Source organism: Prevotella amnii DSM 23384 = JCM 14753 (assembly GCF_000378745.1).
GTDB lineage: Bacteria > Bacteroidota > Bacteroidia > Bacteroidales > Bacteroidaceae > Prevotella > Prevotella amnii.
Map to the genome: position 1 here is coordinate 1 of NZ_KB905301.1, position 16,324 is coordinate 16,324.

The window sequence follows — 16,324 nt, forward strand, 5'->3', positions numbered from 1 at the left end:
AGAAAGATGAGCGAAGCGACGCACACCTCTTCTTTGGGTTATTAGCCTACTGGGTGGTAAACACCATCCGTTGTCAATTAAAACGAGAAGGAGAATCCTGTTACTGGACCGAGATTGTACGACGTATGAACACCCAAAAACTCGTTACCACAAAAGGGAAGAACCCGTTAGGTGAAACTATTGAGATGCGCCAATGCAGTAGTCCTTCGAAGCAAGCAAAACAGATATACGATAAGTTGAAATTAAAACACTCACCATTCAAAAAGAATAAAATTTGTAGGACACAGAGCTCATAAGAAAAACGAGGAAAGTACGGTAACAGTAACAATTAGGCGAAAGTGGGTGTTAAACTTGGGTTAGCGCACCTCTATTTGTTATAAAATCTAAAAAAGTATATATTTCATCTTCTTTTTACACTTTTGTGTAATGTATTTCTTGATATACACTTCTAATTTTGCAAAAAAATAAATTATCAGTTATGGAAGAAAGATATAATAGAAACAGACTCTATGTGAGAGAAAACGAACAAAGTATGATTAAGGATTATAAAATATTCCTTGGTGGTGCAGGTATAGGCAGTATTGTGGCTGAATGTGCTTTGCGATTTGGTTTTGAACATATTACCATTGTTGACGGTGATAAGGTTGAGGAAAGCAACCTGAACAGGCAGAACTATACGGAAAACGATATTGGCAGATACAAGGCAGAATGTTTGGCAGAGCGTTTGCTAAGCATCAATCCGGATGCACAAATAGATTACCATACAGAGTTCCTGACCCCTGATAACATTGAAGAGATGCTCAATGGGCATGATGTGGCTATCAATGCATTGGACTTTAAGGATAAGACTCCATTCGTCTTTGATGAAATGTGCAAGGAACGAACAATTCCAGTACTGCATCCATACAACTTTGGTTGGGCTGGCTTTGTTACGATTGTAGATCCTTTGGGACATTCTTTATCCGAACTGACTGACGAACCAAAAGGCTTTGAACTAAAGGTAGCTGAGTATATAACTGGGCACGGGGCTTTCTGGAATCAGCCAAAAGAATGGTTAGACAAAATTGTAACCCAATATAAAAAAGAAAGCGAAATGTTGCCACCTCCACAATTATCTATAGCCTCGTGGATTGCAGCGGGATTATGTACAACGGCAATGTACAATCTTGCAACAGGAAAACCTGTGAACTATTTCCCAAGATTCTATTTCTCCTCACTTTTGCAGTAAAGTGAAATATCGTTTTAGAACAATTTGTTTAGGGTTGCCCTTGAAATAGCTTCAGTGATATTCGCCACGCCTAACTTTTCAAAGGCGTGGCGTTTATAGGTTTTGATAGAATCTAACGAGCGGCACATTCTATCTGCTATTTCCGTCATAGTAAGACCCGATGCTGACAATCTAAGCACCTCAAGTTCCTCTTCTTTGAGCAAAACTCCCTCACACTCCTTCCATCGATGTCCTTCAAAAGAATATTTCCAATAATTGCGGAATCCACTCTTGTGAAACTCTACATGCCCCGCTGTTTTATGCGAAGAAAGCGATACAACACACATACCAATCCATATCTTACCTTCATCAGTTAATAGTATAGGAGTAAGCTGATGGTTGATCAGTTTGTTCCTCGTTCCACTCTTCAGATGAAAATGATAGGACATAGAGCACTGGTATTTATCAACGTTATCGAAAGTATCAAAGAACTTAAATCCACTGCTGTTTAGTTCAACAAGCATTTTTTGTTCGTCCTCTGGCACATGCTCCAAGTAAAAGCTGTACCCTAACTCCTTTACTTCCTTTGCCGTATGCCCACAAAGAAACAAAGGGTTGTCCGACACATAAAGAAATTCCTGTCTGTAATAGTCTATCAAGTAAACACTCTGATAGGTAACACGAGCAAAAGCCTCTATGGTTTGCACCAACGTAGAGAGTACACTAGAATCATAGTCAGGTACATTGCGTACGGTATTTGATGCGATAAAGAAATCTTTTATGTCTGTCATATCTGCTAAATGTGCTAAGGTTCTCTAATATATTTCACTACAAAAGTACATTTTTAATGCGGAATACCGTAAAAAGATTACACAAAAGTGTAAAAAACGAAGAGAAAGATGCCAAATTACACAAAAGTGTAATAGATGATATTCGCATAGGAAGTATTTTTGCCGTATAAATCAAGAAACAAAAAGCATTATGGAAAAACAGATTGCAACATTTAAGGACTACGATATTTTCATGGCAGACAAAACGAGTCTGTTGGAAATAGCACAGTTTGTGGTCAGGGAGAATTACTCCCATCACTTATCTTCATTTACAGAGAAAGAAGTAAATGAAGACATCAAATCAGTGTTTGAGGAAGAGGAATATCTGTATGATAACAAATCTCATATCTATATTGCAAGGGATTCCTTCGGGAATATGATTGGCTGCATCAGGAGCTTTCATTGGGATAAACACAAGATTCTTCCTATCGAAAAAATATATGGGATAAACCCACTAAATGCTATTCACCAGGAAAGTAAATATAGTTTTTGGCATATCGGACGCTTTGCTGTTGCAAAGGATTCGGGAATATCAACATTGACATTGTTCAAGCGATTAATGGCATTAGCAGTAAAGCCGATAGTTGAGGACAAGTACAGCTATATGATTGCAGAGATTGACAGCAAACTATTGAAAGTAATGAAAGCCTTGGGATTTGGCACACGTAAGATCGGAAAATCCATAGACTACCTTACATCGGAGACCATTCCTGTGTGTTCCAGCAAAAGAGGTATTATGGGCTTCTTTTCTAAGTATGGTGAACTTTGTAAGGTTGCATGATTACACTTTTGTGTAATATTTCAGACAACAAATTCAGAATTACACAAAAGTGTAACGATATAATTTGGAGATATAAATATATTTGCAACAGAAAATAAGCCTGTTATCTAGACATTGCAAAGATAACAGAAGAAAATCTTTTTCTATGCCAGATTCCAGATGTACAAGGGCTAAAGATATAAATGTAATATGATGAGGAAAATTATTTAAATGTTATAAAATGATGAAGCATATTTTTACGATGCTCCTATTTCTGATGTTTTCCAAAGGGGCATACTCTCAAGTGAGTGTAAGAGGAAACATTATTGATGAAAACGACAAGGAAGTAATTGGATGTTCAGTCAGAATTCTGTCGACAGATTCGACATTCTTGTCTGGCGGCGTAACCAATGATGTGGGTGAATTTCATATTAAAAGTATTCAATCGAATAACTTTATCGTTCATCTGTCATATATAGGCTATGAAGACCAATATATTACCTGTAATAATGCATCGGATGATGTTGATATGGGAAAGATCAAACTGATGGTATTACCAAAGGTTTTAGGTGAGGTAAAAGTCATTGGCAGTAATAAAATTCAGAAAATTGACAGACAGATACTTATTCCTAGTAGTCTGCAACGGAAGGCATCCAGTAATGGACTTTTGTTACTGCAGAATTTAAGTCTTCCACGCATTGAGATTAATTCTATTAATAATAGTATAGAGATGACTACAGGAGGGACAGTTGAATTACAAATTAATGGAGTAAAGGCAAAGCTTCCCGAGGTGAAATCTCTAAGACCAGACGATATAGCAAAGGTGGAATACCATGATAATCCGGGATTACGTTATGGAAATGTGGGAGCTGTCATTAATATTATTCTGAAACGTAGGAACTCAGGTGGAAATTTCTCAGTCGATTTAACCAATGGCATAAATAAAATCGGAACAGGAGATTATAATGTTTCCGCTAATTATCATTTTGGAAGTTCGTCTTTCAAGCTTATGTCTAATTGGGAACGCAGAGATTTGAAATGGATACGCGAGAATGTTGAAACCTTTAATGGAACAGCAACTTCACTATACAATGTGGAAACAGGCTTGCCTACAAAGGTAAAGTATGACAGGATGAATTTCCTATTAGGTTATGACTATAGTAAAAACAATAATCTGCTAAGTATCAACTATAGACAGTCATATATGGATATGCCTTATTCCATATCAGACAGAGAATCTGAACTTACAAGTGCTGGACAGGAATATAAAATATCCGATCATGAAAAGTCGAGGGAAAATATACCTTCATTAGATATTTATTACCAGACAGAATTGGCTAAAGGAAAGAATCTGTTTATTGATGTGGTAGGAACCTATATAAAAACTAAGAATAATAGGCATTTTGTTCAGAGAGGAGTAAATTCTGTTGAGGAATATGCATCGCAGACAAAAGGTGATAAATATTCGCTCATCGCTGAGGCTATTTATGAGCAAAAGATTAAAAATTCCATGTTATCACTTGGCATAAAACATAATCAGGCCTTCGTTTCCAATAATTATGGTGGAACCATCAATGCGAATATAAGCATGCGAACAGCTGAGACCTATGGGTATGTGGAATTTATGTCTAAGGTAGGGAAATTGGTATACACCATGGGTAGTGGTGTAATGAGAACATATAGCAGTCAGGGAGATGTAAGCCAGAGTAAAATTATTTTTCGGCCAACACTTAAATTGTCATACAATCTGACCAAGAACTTACTTGTTAGATACACTGGCTATATTTCAGGTTATTCTCCATCATTATCAGATATGAATGATGTGAGTCAGAATATAGATAATTATCAAGTTAGACGAGGAAATCCTAATCTTAAGACAGTAAAATTCGTTTCTAATGATTTGACTATCAACTGGAAGTACAAATGGTTGGATTTGGATTATCTTATCAGATACAGCTTTGATGACAAGCCATTGATGGAGACGACATTGTTCGAGAATAATAAGTATATACGTACAATGGAAAATCAGAGGGGTTTTCATCGATTGCAGAATAATTTAAATCTGAAGCTGACTCCTTTCGGTGAAAGTTTTCAGGTTAATATCAGCACATACTTGAACAGATACATAAGTGAGGGAAATAATTATACCCACACCTATTCTGATTTTGGTGTAAATGGTTCTGTTACCTTTTTGAAAGGGAATTGGTTCCTGATGGCCAGTGCCAGCAAAGGGCATAGAATACTATGGGGAGAGACTTTAACCAAGGAGGAGACTCTACATTCAATATCTGTCGGCTATAATAAGGATAACTGGGGCATACAAGCTCAGGTGTTGAATCCTTTCAGTAGCAAGTATAGTCAGTATGTAGAGAACTGGTCGAAGCTAGCTCCTTACAGGCAGGATGCTTTTTCGCATGACCTGAATAGAATATTCATGCTTGAAGCATATATCAACGTAGACTTCGGTAAACACAAGAACAATGTAAACAAACGAATAAATAATAGTGATACCAATTCTGGCATTTTGTCAGGAAGCAAATAGAAGGTATAGCTATGATTGATTAGATATTTAATTTATGCGCATTTTAAATATAAAAATAGAGGTAGCTGAAAATCTATAAAAGAGTAAGCATATAACTCTAATCCTTAAAAAAAATGGAAAAGAAAATTTTAAAATCAATGGAAAGTATTCCAATGATGTCTGAGAGTGATTTTGACTGTCTTATTCTAAACGATGACCAAGCAGATGAGATTTATGGCGGAAAAGGAAAATGGATATGTGGAGGAGTCTATAATAACTGTGTAAATTGTTAGAATAACTAAATTCACAATTTGAGGGTGCTGGCTTACTTCATAAACTCAGTACCCTCAAATAAATTAAAATATTTTATTATGAAGAATCTAACCAAGCTTAAACTTTCGAAATATGCATTTATGTCTGCTCCTCGCAATGATGTTTATCTTATTTTCTCTGGAAGATCTGGTAAAAATATTAGATTATCCTGTAAGTCATTTGATGCAATTAAACATAATAGGTTAGATATTATATCCGACGATACTCTCTACTTATTAAGGAATGTAAAGGTCCTTGTACCAGAGAATGAAGATGAATTTGCGGAAATTAATAAAGAAAATCATGAGAAATTAAGAAGACAGGCAAATTTTAGAAAAGAAAATCTTTATTTATCTATTCAGCCATCAGCTTCTTGTCAATTAGCATGTGATTATTGTGGGCAAGAGCACAAAGAGGCTAAAATCTCAGCTGACAACATCCATCTAGTTCTTAACAGAATTAGGATGAAATTGAAAACGCATACATATAAATTATTGGAGATAGGTTGGTTTGGTGGAGAGCCATTGACTGCATGGACAGAAATGCGCCATATAAACCGCAATATAAAAGATCTGACTTCAAGTGAAGATATTCGTTATATAAGCCATATAACGACAAATGGATATGCCCTAACTTTGCATAAATACATTTCATTGAAAAATGAATTTAATTGTAAGCGAATTGAAATAACTTTAGATGGGACTAAAGAATTTCATGATATCCATCGGTTTACAATTGATCATAGTGGATCTTTTGATAGAATTTTTACCAATCTAATTAATATTATAAATAGTCCTGATTACGATAAAGATCAATGTCTTATTTCTGTAAGATGCAATGTTGATGAGAAAAATATTGAAGGTGTTATTCCTCTTCTGAAATCTCTTTATGATCATAACGCTCAAGATAAGATATTTTTTTATGTTGCGAATGTTGTCTCTTGGGCTAAGAATGGTGCTGGAGTAGAAGATACTTGGAAAAAGATAGGTGAGAAATCATCTGAATATCTTTTGTATATGTTGGAGCATGGTTTTAAAACAGAGATTTTACCAAAAAGAGAAGGCCCATACATGTGTATCGGGACAATAAGAGATTCAGAAATGTATGATGCATATGGAAATATCTTTGATTGTTCTGAAACATCATATTCCTCTACCTATTCCAAAGGACCTTTCGCATTAGGAAATCTAAGAAATCAGAAAAAATTGAAATGTAATAGCATTCTCAAAGATGTTCCAGAGATGCTAATTAAGGGTAAGATTGAAAAATGTCGTGTCTGTAAGTTCTATCCACTTTGTGGTGGATTATGCCCTCTAGCTTTAGTTGAGAATGAGGCTAGATGTCCATCGTTCACCTATAATATTGAAGATAGAATGTTTATTCAGATGCTGTATAATTATAAGGAGAAAGGAAAGCAATGAATATTTTACAAACATATTATGATGATTGTATCCATGAACATGGATTAGATGTCTCTGGAAGATATTTAAATTCTGTCATAAACTGGTTGTCTATTGCGTATAGCTGCCTAACACTGAAGAAAAATAATCCAAAATCACCATTATTCTTTTATGGTGATTCTGATATTGTGCATATACTTCGGGATTTATTCAAATTGCCATATGATGAATATAAAATTTTTGATCGTCATATCTTAGAGGGTAATAAATATTATTGTCTCCCTAAGATAATAACATATTCTTTACAAAATGCTCCTTTTATCCATATTGATACAGATATATTTGTAAGTAAACCGTTTCCTCAATATTGGGATAGGTCGGATTTAATAGCTCAACATCAAGAGCATGATTCTACCTTTTATAAGTTAGTATACGATTATCTTAAAGAAAGTAAAGTCAAATTATTAGATATTCAGAAAGTTTGCGTAGAAGAAACCTATATTAATTCTTATAATTTGGGAATAATAGGGGGACGTGATATTAATTTCTTTAAAGAATATATACAATGTATTAAAAAGTTCATGACCATTAATCACAAGAATATGTATTCTGCGGAACAAAAATGTCTTTTTAATGTTGTATTTGAACAGTGGATGTTTTATGCTCTAGCAAAAAAAAGAAATGAGCCTGTATCAACATTTTATCATGAAGTTGTAAAAGACTTTGTAATGCCTAATGGCTTTGTCCCTGAAAGGATAGTTAATCAATACCCAATAGATTATATACATATCATGGAACATAAGAAACATGTGAGATGTAATAGTTATGTTGCACGAAATATGCTTTTAGAGTTCCCTGACACGTATGAGCGAATTTTAAAAGAGTGTTATAAAAAGGGAATAGATGTCCCACAGTTATCTGTGCCCAAGCAGGTTATCCAAAATCAATTAAAGCAACAAATATTTTTAAATCAAATTAATCAAAATCCACAATTTTTATTAGATTTAAAATTACAACTTTCTCCATATGTCCAGTTTTTAGAGCTATCTAACAAACAAAGAGAAATTTTAAAAAAGAAAGATGTAAATGTCAGCAAAATTAGTCAATATCTGACTATTAAAACTTTTGATGCTTATATGGGGATATACCACAATTGTCTTTATTCTAAAAATCTTTTGTCAATTCTGTTGAATTTTAAAACCCCTAGAAATATAGATGATATTCTAAGCTCGATTCCAAATACTAGTAAGAAAGCTTTTATATATTTTATTAAACAAGCTATCTTTGATAATATATTAATCTGTATATGAATATAATCCAAACATTCTATAGTTATACTGACGGAGATCCTTTATTTGATAACGCAGGTTTTTTAAGTGCTGAATTTAATTGGTTAAGTATAGCTTTAAGTTGTGTTTTATTGAAACAGCATTTTGGAAAGGTTACATTATATTGTAACCATAAAGTTCGTATCTTGGTAGAAGAACTCCATATACCTTATACTAATATAGTTGAAATTCCAGATTTTATGGAAGACTATGAAGGATATAATTTATGGGCCTTACCTAAAGTCTATACATATAGCATGCAGAGAGAACCATTCTTACATGTTGATTGTGACTGGTTTATGTTTGAAAAATTATCTGATGAATTTCTTTCATCTGATTTATTTGCACAGAATATTGAATATGATGATCAGTTTTATAATCGTAAATGCATAGAGAGATTTATACACGCAGGGGGAGTTGTTCCTCAATGTGTGAGTTCAGAATTGTCTGCCCCAATTTGCAGGGTCGCTAATGCTGGAATTTTAGGCGGAAATGATATTGATTTTATAAGGAGATATGTTTCTCAAGTTTATTCTTTTATAAAGAAAAACGATAGGGTTCTAAAAGAAACGAAAGATGGATTTATAAATTCTTTTTATGAGCAGATGTTTTTCTATACTATGGCGAGGCAGGAAAATAAATCAGTAAACTATTGTACTCGAGGTGACAAACTTAGTACTAAGTTTGATTGGTTTGATATTGATTTTACTTGTAAACCAAAATATGGGTATATGCATTTACTCGCTTCTTTAAAGCGAACTATTAATGCTCAGATTTTTGTATCTCAATACCTTAGAAATATAGCTCCAGATTTATATAAAAATATTATACAGACTTATATTAATCGAGGGGGGCACACTATTATTAACTATTTTGATATCTGTAATGATTTGTGTATAAACAATCTTAGAACAAACGATTTAATATTTTCGGAGACGAAAAAGTATTTAAAGATAAATGTCCCTATATCAAAAGAAAGCTTAGATTCCTATATTACTAATTCTAATTATAAGAAAGATAATTTGTTATCAAAGATATACTATACAGATTTAATGCGGTATAATGCAGAAAAAAGCTTAATAGAAAATTATCAAGAAATCTGTAGTATAAACGATAAAAATATCAATTTCTTTTGGAAGGAGGAACTTTTAAAAAAAAATAAGTTGAAGTTAAATAATAAATTTTCATTCATTGAACTTTCCCAAGATCTCTATAAACATCTTTTCCCAAATTACGAATTCCCATTTAGGAATCCTATTATGGCTTTCTTGAAAGATCCATTAATTTTAAAAGTAAAAGATGTTTTATTAAGGGGTATTGGTGCGGAAATAATCAGATATATGTGGACTGTATCCGAGGCAACTGCCCCTCAAATTATAAGTCATATACAATTAGAGCTAAAAGATGATGATGTGAGAAGTGACTCAGAATTGATAATGAAATATATTATTTCATTTATTACGAACAATGTGTTGCTGTGTGATGAATAATCTCTGAAAATGAATAAGAATTTCATTATTTGTAAACAATATGATTCAATGCAATGTGGGATTGCATGTTTGGCTATGATATGCAAATATTATGGCAAGGAATATTCAATGGATTGGCTTAACCAATTATGTTTTGCAACTACAGAAGGTGTCTCTCTATTGAATATTACTAGGGCTGCAGAGACACTTGGATTGAAAACTGTTGGAGCTAGGTGTGAGGTAAATAATCTAGTTAATAAAAATCTCCCCTGCATCCTCCACTGGAATCAGAACCATTTTGTAGTACTGTATAAGTTGAAGAAAGGAAAAATATTCTATATTGCCGACCCAGGGAAAGGACTCGTTAAGTATAAGCTTGAGGAGTTTAAGGAGCACTGGATTAGTACAAAGCAGGACGGAGCAGAGAAAGGAGTATCTATGTTCCTAAAGCCGACGGAAAAATTCTATAAGCGAAAAGATATAGACAGGAAGGAAGAGCGCTCGTTTAAGTTTCTTTTTAGCTATATCAAGAAGTACCGCAAGTACTTCGGACAAATTATCTTGGGTTTGCTCATGGGCAGTATATTACAGCTTATCCTGCCTTTCCTCACGCAGTCTATTGTGGATGTGGGCATTAAAAACCAAAATATTGGTTTTATTTGGCTGATACTCTTGGGACAGCTGATGCTTACCATTAGCCGAACTGCCATTGACTTTATCCGCCGATGGCTGCTACTCCACATCTCGCTACGTATCAACATTTCATTGGTAAGCGACTTCTTCATCAAGCTTTTAAAGTTGCCCATGTCATTCTTCGATACGAAACTAATGGGCGACCTTATGCAGCGCATGGGAGACCACAGCCGTGTAAACTCGTTTCTGACACAGCAAACGCTCAGCATCGTGTTCTCGCTCTTCACCTTTAGCGTGTTCAGCATTGTGCTGCTATCCTATAATTGGCTTGTCTTTACAATCTTTATGCTCGGCAGTCTGATTTATGGCGGTTGGCTTGCGCTCTTCCTCAGGCGCAGAAAAGTACTTGACTACGAACTCTTTGAGCAACAAGCCATCAACAACAATAAAACCTACGAGTTTATCACCTCCATGCAGGAAATAAAACTGCAAGACTGTGAACAGCGCAGACGCTGGGAATGGGAGGACGTGCAGGCAGATTTATTCAACGTACAGATGAAATCGCTAAAGCTCCAACAAACGCAGGAGGCGGGCAGCATCTTCATCAACGAACTAAAGAACATTGTCATCACGGTAGTGGCAGCCACAGCCGTCATTCACGGACAGCTCACACTGGGTATGATGCTTGCCGTGCAGTATATCATTGGGCAACTCAACTCACCTGTCGAGCAGTTGATGAGTTTCTTCTATTCTGTGCAAGACGTGAGGATTAGTCTTGAACGTATAAACGAAATACATCGTATGAACGATGAGAACGGAAAGCAAGGATTGGAAACAGCTGTGAAAGAAGAAAATAAGGGAATAGAACTTGACACAGTAAACTTCAAGTATGATCCCCATGCCTTAAAAACCATCATAAATGATGTAAGTCTTTCCATTCCCAAAGGCAAGGTAACAGCCATTGTTGGTGCATCGGGCAGCGGAAAGACAACCCTTATTAAACTGATGTTGGGCTATTATCCCGTATTGGGAGGTCAAATAACTATTGGCGGAAGTGATGTGAATACACTCAACAAGAAATGGTGGCGCAGACAGTGTGGCGTGGTGATGCAAGACGGTGTAATATTCTCCGAGAGCATTGCAAGGAATATTGCCGTAGATGATGGTGAGATTGACAAGGAGCGATTGCAAAGGGCAGCGGAAATAGCTTGTATTCATGACTATGTAATGGGACTTCCCTTAAAATACAACACCAAGATAGGGCGCGATGGCGTCGGCTTAAGTCAGGGACAAAAACAGCGCATCTTGATAGCGAGAGCCGTATACAAGAACCCTAATTATATTTTCCTTGATGAAGCTACCAACTCGCTCGATGCCAACAACGAACGTATGATTGTGGAACATCTGGACGAGTTCTATAAAGGTAAGACGGTAGTTATCGTGGCACACCGACTAAGTACGGTGAAGAATGCCGACCAGATTGTGGTATTAGATAAAGGTAAAGTAGTGGAAACAGGCAACCACGAAACACTCACAGCAAAGAGAGGCGCATATTATAACCTCGTGAAGAATCAATTGGAATTGGGCAACTAACAGCAGGAAGGAATATTATGATAGACAATAAGATAGAACTCCGCAGCGAGAAGGTAAGGCATATTATTGGCGAGATACCATCAAGGATTGTTCGTTATGGTATCACGATTATTACCATTGTGATATTGGGACTGCTGACAGGTGCATACTTTATCCCCTATCCAGAAACCATCAGTGCAAAGGTACAGATGACAAATACCCATCAAGGCACACTAATCATTCCTTACAGGTATGTCAATACGATAGAAAACGGAATGACAACTAACATTGAGTTTGATGGTTATGATGCAGAAACCTACGGAGTAGCTGGTGGCACAATAGTAGCCACATCACATACTCCCCACCATTTGGCAGAAGACAGTGTGTTCACGGCGCAAGTAAAGATAACGGATTGCAAGTATCAACTCATAGGCGGAATGACAGGTACAGCAACCATACTTGTCAGCAATGAAAGCGTACTACAAATGATTATCAGGCGAATAACAAACATAATATAGTTCTCTCTTAAATCACGTAAGTAGGATAAGGCGATGAAAGGAAAAGGTAAAACGTAGTTACGAAGTAGTATAAGCCAATTATATACACTACTACAAGCTAATCCTTTTTCTTTCATCGCTTTACTCCTTTTGTAGTTATGTAGTAGGATAGTATCGGTGAAAGAAAAAGGATAGATATAATTTAATGCTGCGTTTCTCCAAAAAGGAATATCGATGTTATGGTTGCGGACGGTCGCTGTAACTCATGGATGATATACTTTCTAAAGAAGTGGGCTTCTGTGCTATCCAAGTGGAAAGACAGGGCAATGATAATTGGGAGCGGGTAAAGCGGTGCATAACCTGTCAACTCCTTATCTCTGACTATTACCCTCTCACCTGCACTCCTTTCATCAGGGTGCAGGTTGGGATTGCGGATTATCTCTTGAAGTCTATTATTGAGCTTCCTCCACGTTACACCGAAGAACCTCGCAAGTTCGCCCTCCGTCATGGCAATTTCTCCATTTTCTTTGCGAACGACTTGCATATTACAGCCCCATTCATAATAACTGCGCTCTTTGCATTGATGGAATTTTACTTCTATCTGTGGTTTGTTCTTTGTATTCATGCCGTTTCCTCCATGCTTTTGTTTCTGCCTGTGTTGGCAATAGCCATTGCCCCTATGGTAATAGCTTCCGTTTCCATTGTATCGTTTTCTTTGTTCTTTTCCTGATGTTTGGCGATGAGTCTGTCCATATCCTCCGAAATCTTGCTGTCCGTTACCTGCGCATAAATCTGCGTACTTGCAATTGATGCGTGTCCCATCATCTTGGCGATGCTCTCAATGGGGATACCTGCACTTAGGCACATCGTTCCGAAGGTATGTCTTGCCATGTGATAGGACAGACGTTGCTTGATACCACAAGCCTTGCCTACGATACTTAACTTCGCTGCTAACACACTTCTGCTGCAACAGGGTTGAAAGATAAGACGGTTATCCATATCCGTATTATTGCCTTCTTCTTTCACCGCTTTTAGTTGCCTTTGCTGCTCGATAATCGTCTTGGCAATGGGGTGTAACGGCACTATAAATTCTACTTTTGTTTTCTGACGCTCCTTTCTTATATACATCTGTCCGTCTGCGGCACTCTTGATATGCCCAAACATCAAATGTTCCATATCCGTAATGGCTAATCCTGTGAAGCAGGAGAAGATGAACATCCGCCTTGCAAGTTCGGCATCGCTATCACACATCTTCATTGCCATCAGGTTTGCTACATCACTCTTACTAAGAAAGCGGATAGCCTTTTCCACCTTTTCATATTTTGCATGCTCAAATGGATTATAACGAATGATGCGCTGACTTACTGCACGGAACATCAAACGGCTCAGCCAACAAAGATATTTGTTGATAGAAGAACCTTTCAACCCTTTCTTTTTAAGAAAGAATCGGTATTCCTCAAACAGCTCCTCCGTTATACTTCGGATTTCTATATCCTTACCCTCTAAGTCCTTTATAAACTCGCACAGCATCCTGTTAGCATATCAAAGGTTAGTGTATGTACCTTCTGCTTTTGACTTGCCCACACCTTCCTTTACCGATTGTAGTTCTGCATTACTAAGCTCCAACAAAGTGGTAGGAGAAGTTGCTATGCCTTGCAATCTGTTTTTAAGCAGTTCAGCACTTACCACTCCGTCTTTTTGGAGCAGTTCCTGATAGGTCTTTTCTACAAGTTCCCTGAATGATTGCAGTCGAAGATTGGTTTTCTTGTCCGTTGTTATTCCTTGTTTTGAGTTCCACTCCGCAGGCTTACATTCTTCGTTTGTAGTAATGACAGAGTTCTTGCCATCTATCGTGATACGGCAGAGTATGGAGGTAAGACCATTTGCTTTGGTCTTTTGTCTGTTGATATAAAACAGTGTCTTAAATGTACTTCTCATCATGATTTTAGTTTTAATACTACTATTGCTAAATACTCATCTGTATATCTTCCGTGAAAGAAAGGAAACGCTCAAACTCAACAATCAGCTTTTGTGGCGTAACCTTTGCATATCGCTCGGTCATACTCACGTTGCTATGCCCCAACATCTTGCTTACCGTTTCTATCGGTACGCCTTGTTCAAGGGTAATGAGTGTGGCAAAGGTATGCCTTGCCGTATGCGTGGTAAAGGGAAAAGCTATGCCTGCTCTTAGGCGTAATGCTTTGAGATACGATTGATAGGTGGCATATTTCATCTGTGGCAATAGCCTTTCCCTTTCATCGCTCTTGTACTTCTCTATTATCCTGATGGCTTCGGGCAACAACTTGATACGGCAAAGTACGCCTGTCTTCTGCCTGTTGAACTTCAGCCAAAGGCTTCCCTCATCATCACGGACAAGATGCAATCTGCTTAACTCCATCAAATCGCAATAAGCTGCACCTGTATGGCAGGCAAAGACAAACAAGTCCCTTGCAGTTTCCATTTCCTCCTCCAACTCTCCAAACTGTATGTTCATTAGTTTATCAAGCGAACACCTGTCAAGAGCTTTGGGTAGTTTCTTGTCGCCTTTGCTTACCTTGACTTTGTCAAACAATAAAATATCGGCTAATCCTTCACGATAAGCCAATCTGCATACCGTTTTCAGATGGGTAGCGGCATTATAGAACGTACTTTCCTGAAACCCACAAATACCCATAAAGTATTGTTGGAAGTCGTAGATAAATTGTTCGGTAAGCTGTGAGAAAGCCAAATCAGCAACCTTATACCTACTTTTTATAAAGTTCTGCAAATGGGTACGAGTGGAATGGTAGCCAAATATGCTTTGTCCCTTTATGTCAATGTCTATATGGTTTTCTTTCTCTTTGATGAGTCTATCCAGTCTTTCAATAAGCATACACTTAGATTGAACGCTTCCTTGAAATTCCTCTTTTATATCAGTTGCATCAAATGGGCAACCTTTGGACAGCAGAGATTGGTAGGCTGCTTGGACGGATAGCAGCAGACTTTCCAATCTGGCATTCACTTCCACTGCCTCACGGCTCTTTCCGCCCATTCTGCTTTCACGGGGATTCCACAAATCGGGGTTGCAAGACAGTTTGCAACTGAACTGTGCAATACTCCTTTCAAATGTGATACGTCCCATGATGGGAGCCTTACCCTGCTTATCCTTTCCGCTCTTTTTGAGGTAGAGCAACACCTTCATTTTCTCTGTTTTCATACGCCTTAATTTTTATGGGCAAAGTTACCCGAATTAAAGCGTTCTTCACTTATGCAGAAAACTGCCAACCGTAGCAACAGCCACACGAACCACATAATTTCAGTTACCTATATCTGCATTTCGTTACCTATTCCCAATCTTGGTAATGATTTAGTAACTGAACTTCTGCTTAAATCCGCACTTTCCTGCCTTTTACGAACAGAGCAGTATTATGCAAATCATTTCATATCCTGCTCATTATCAATCAGTTTACACCAACTTCGATTTTTCTTCATTTTCAAGAATTAGTTGCAAAGCAAAACATCATCTTTTACACCGCAAAAGGTGATGTTTTGCGAGGTAAAAGATGATGTTTTAGAGGGTAAAAGGTGATGTTTTGCTATATAAGATAATTATTAAAATGTATCTAATTGAAAATAAATAAGTTACCTTGTTTGTAAAACTAAACTAGTAACAATTTTATTACTGTCCGCTAAACTTTTGGGTAAGATACAAATTTAGGGCTGACACTTCTCACGAGGTATCAGCCCTTTTTGTTATCTTTGCTTTTGTTCCCAAACTCAGATAACATGGGCAAAAGTACACATTTCTTCGGACAG

Annotated in this window: 12 protein-coding genes and 2 pseudogenes; 10 read left to right on the forward strand and 4 right to left on the reverse strand. The window is 36.8% G+C overall.

Annotated elements, in window-relative coordinates; translation table 11 throughout:
• Together F596_RS12030 and F596_RS0109045 are read left to right on the forward strand one after the other, a co-directional pair.
• Window positions 1–296, forward strand: a pseudogene (locus F596_RS12030) (IS1634 family transposase); the annotation flags it as partial.
• A 182-nt stretch (window positions 297–478) separates the two neighbouring features.
• Complete coding sequence (locus F596_RS0109045; protein WP_019036699.1) at window positions 479–1,228, forward strand: ThiF family adenylyltransferase; 750 nt, start codon at window positions 479–481, stop codon at window positions 1,226–1,228.
• A 14-nt stretch (window positions 1,229–1,242) separates the two neighbouring features.
• Here F596_RS0109045 and F596_RS0109050 read toward each other — a convergent pair whose 3' ends face one another.
• Entirely contained in the window at window positions 1,243–1,998 is a 756-nt protein-coding gene (locus F596_RS0109050; RefSeq protein WP_019036700.1) for a helix-turn-helix domain-containing protein, read from the reverse strand.
• A gap of 190 nt (window positions 1,999–2,188) precedes the next feature.
• Here F596_RS0109050 and F596_RS0109055 point away from each other — a divergent pair, with 190 nt between their 5' ends.
• From F596_RS0109055 to F596_RS0109090, 8 genes are all read left to right on the forward strand, one after another.
• Window positions 2,189–2,818 carry a hypothetical protein gene (locus F596_RS0109055; RefSeq protein WP_019036702.1) on the forward strand — a complete coding sequence of 210 codons (630 nt, stop codon included), beginning with the start codon at window positions 2,189–2,191 and terminating at the stop codon, window positions 2,816–2,818.
• A gap of 223 nt (window positions 2,819–3,041) precedes the next feature.
• The gene (locus tag F596_RS0109060) at window positions 3,042–5,339 is read left to right on the forward strand and encodes a carboxypeptidase-like regulatory domain-containing protein (protein ID WP_024992748.1); all 2,298 of its coding nucleotides are present in this window, start codon (window positions 3,042–3,044) and stop codon (window positions 5,337–5,339) included.
• A gap of 137 nt (window positions 5,340–5,476) precedes the next feature.
• On the forward strand, window positions 5,477–5,611 hold the full coding sequence (locus F596_RS12240) for a hypothetical protein (RefSeq protein ID WP_262499143.1): 135 nt from the start codon (window positions 5,477–5,479) through the stop codon (window positions 5,609–5,611).
• Between the two features lie 78 nt (window positions 5,612–5,689).
• On the forward strand, window positions 5,690–7,051 hold the full coding sequence (locus tag F596_RS0109070; RefSeq protein ID WP_019036704.1) for a radical SAM/SPASM domain-containing protein: 1,362 nt from the start codon (window positions 5,690–5,692) through the stop codon (window positions 7,049–7,051).
• Window positions 7,048–8,340 carry a DUF6734 family protein gene (locus F596_RS0109075; RefSeq protein ID WP_019036705.1) on the forward strand — a complete coding sequence of 431 codons (1,293 nt, stop codon included), beginning with the start codon at window positions 7,048–7,050 and terminating at the stop codon, window positions 8,338–8,340. The genes F596_RS0109070 and F596_RS0109075 overlap by 4 nt, the downstream gene beginning before the upstream one ends.
• Entirely contained in the window at window positions 8,337–9,848 is a 1,512-nt protein-coding gene (locus F596_RS0109080) for a DUF6734 family protein (RefSeq protein WP_019036706.1), read from the forward strand. The genes F596_RS0109075 and F596_RS0109080 overlap by 4 nt, the downstream gene beginning before the upstream one ends.
• 9 nt (window positions 9,849–9,857) lie before the next feature.
• Entirely contained in the window at window positions 9,858–12,053 is a 2,196-nt protein-coding gene (locus F596_RS0109085; RefSeq protein ID WP_019036707.1) for a peptidase domain-containing ABC transporter, read from the forward strand.
• A gap of 17 nt (window positions 12,054–12,070) precedes the next feature.
• Window positions 12,071–12,550: a hypothetical protein gene (locus F596_RS0109090; protein ID WP_019036708.1), complete on the forward strand. Its 480-nt coding sequence runs from the start codon at window positions 12,071–12,073 to the stop codon at window positions 12,548–12,550.
• Window positions 12,551–12,731: 181 nt separating this feature from the next.
• On the opposite strand, the gene F596_RS0109095 is transcribed toward F596_RS0109090, so the two are convergent.
• The 3 genes and pseudogenes from F596_RS0109095 to F596_RS0109105 all read right to left on the reverse strand — a co-directional run bounded on the left by F596_RS0109095 (window position 12,732) and on the right by F596_RS0109105 (window position 15,725).
• On the reverse strand, window positions 12,732–13,154 hold the full coding sequence (locus F596_RS0109095; RefSeq protein ID WP_019036709.1) for a hypothetical protein: 423 nt from the start codon (window positions 13,152–13,154) through the stop codon (window positions 12,732–12,734).
• Window positions 13,151–14,467, reverse strand: a pseudogene (locus tag F596_RS11050) (tyrosine-type recombinase/integrase). The gene F596_RS0109095 and the pseudogene F596_RS11050 overlap by 4 nt, the downstream one beginning before the upstream one ends.
• 28 nt (window positions 14,468–14,495) lie before the next feature.
• Complete coding sequence (locus F596_RS0109105; protein ID WP_019036712.1) at window positions 14,496–15,725, reverse strand: site-specific integrase; 1,230 nt, start codon at window positions 15,723–15,725, stop codon at window positions 14,496–14,498.
• Window positions 15,726–16,324: the final 599 nt, after the last annotated feature.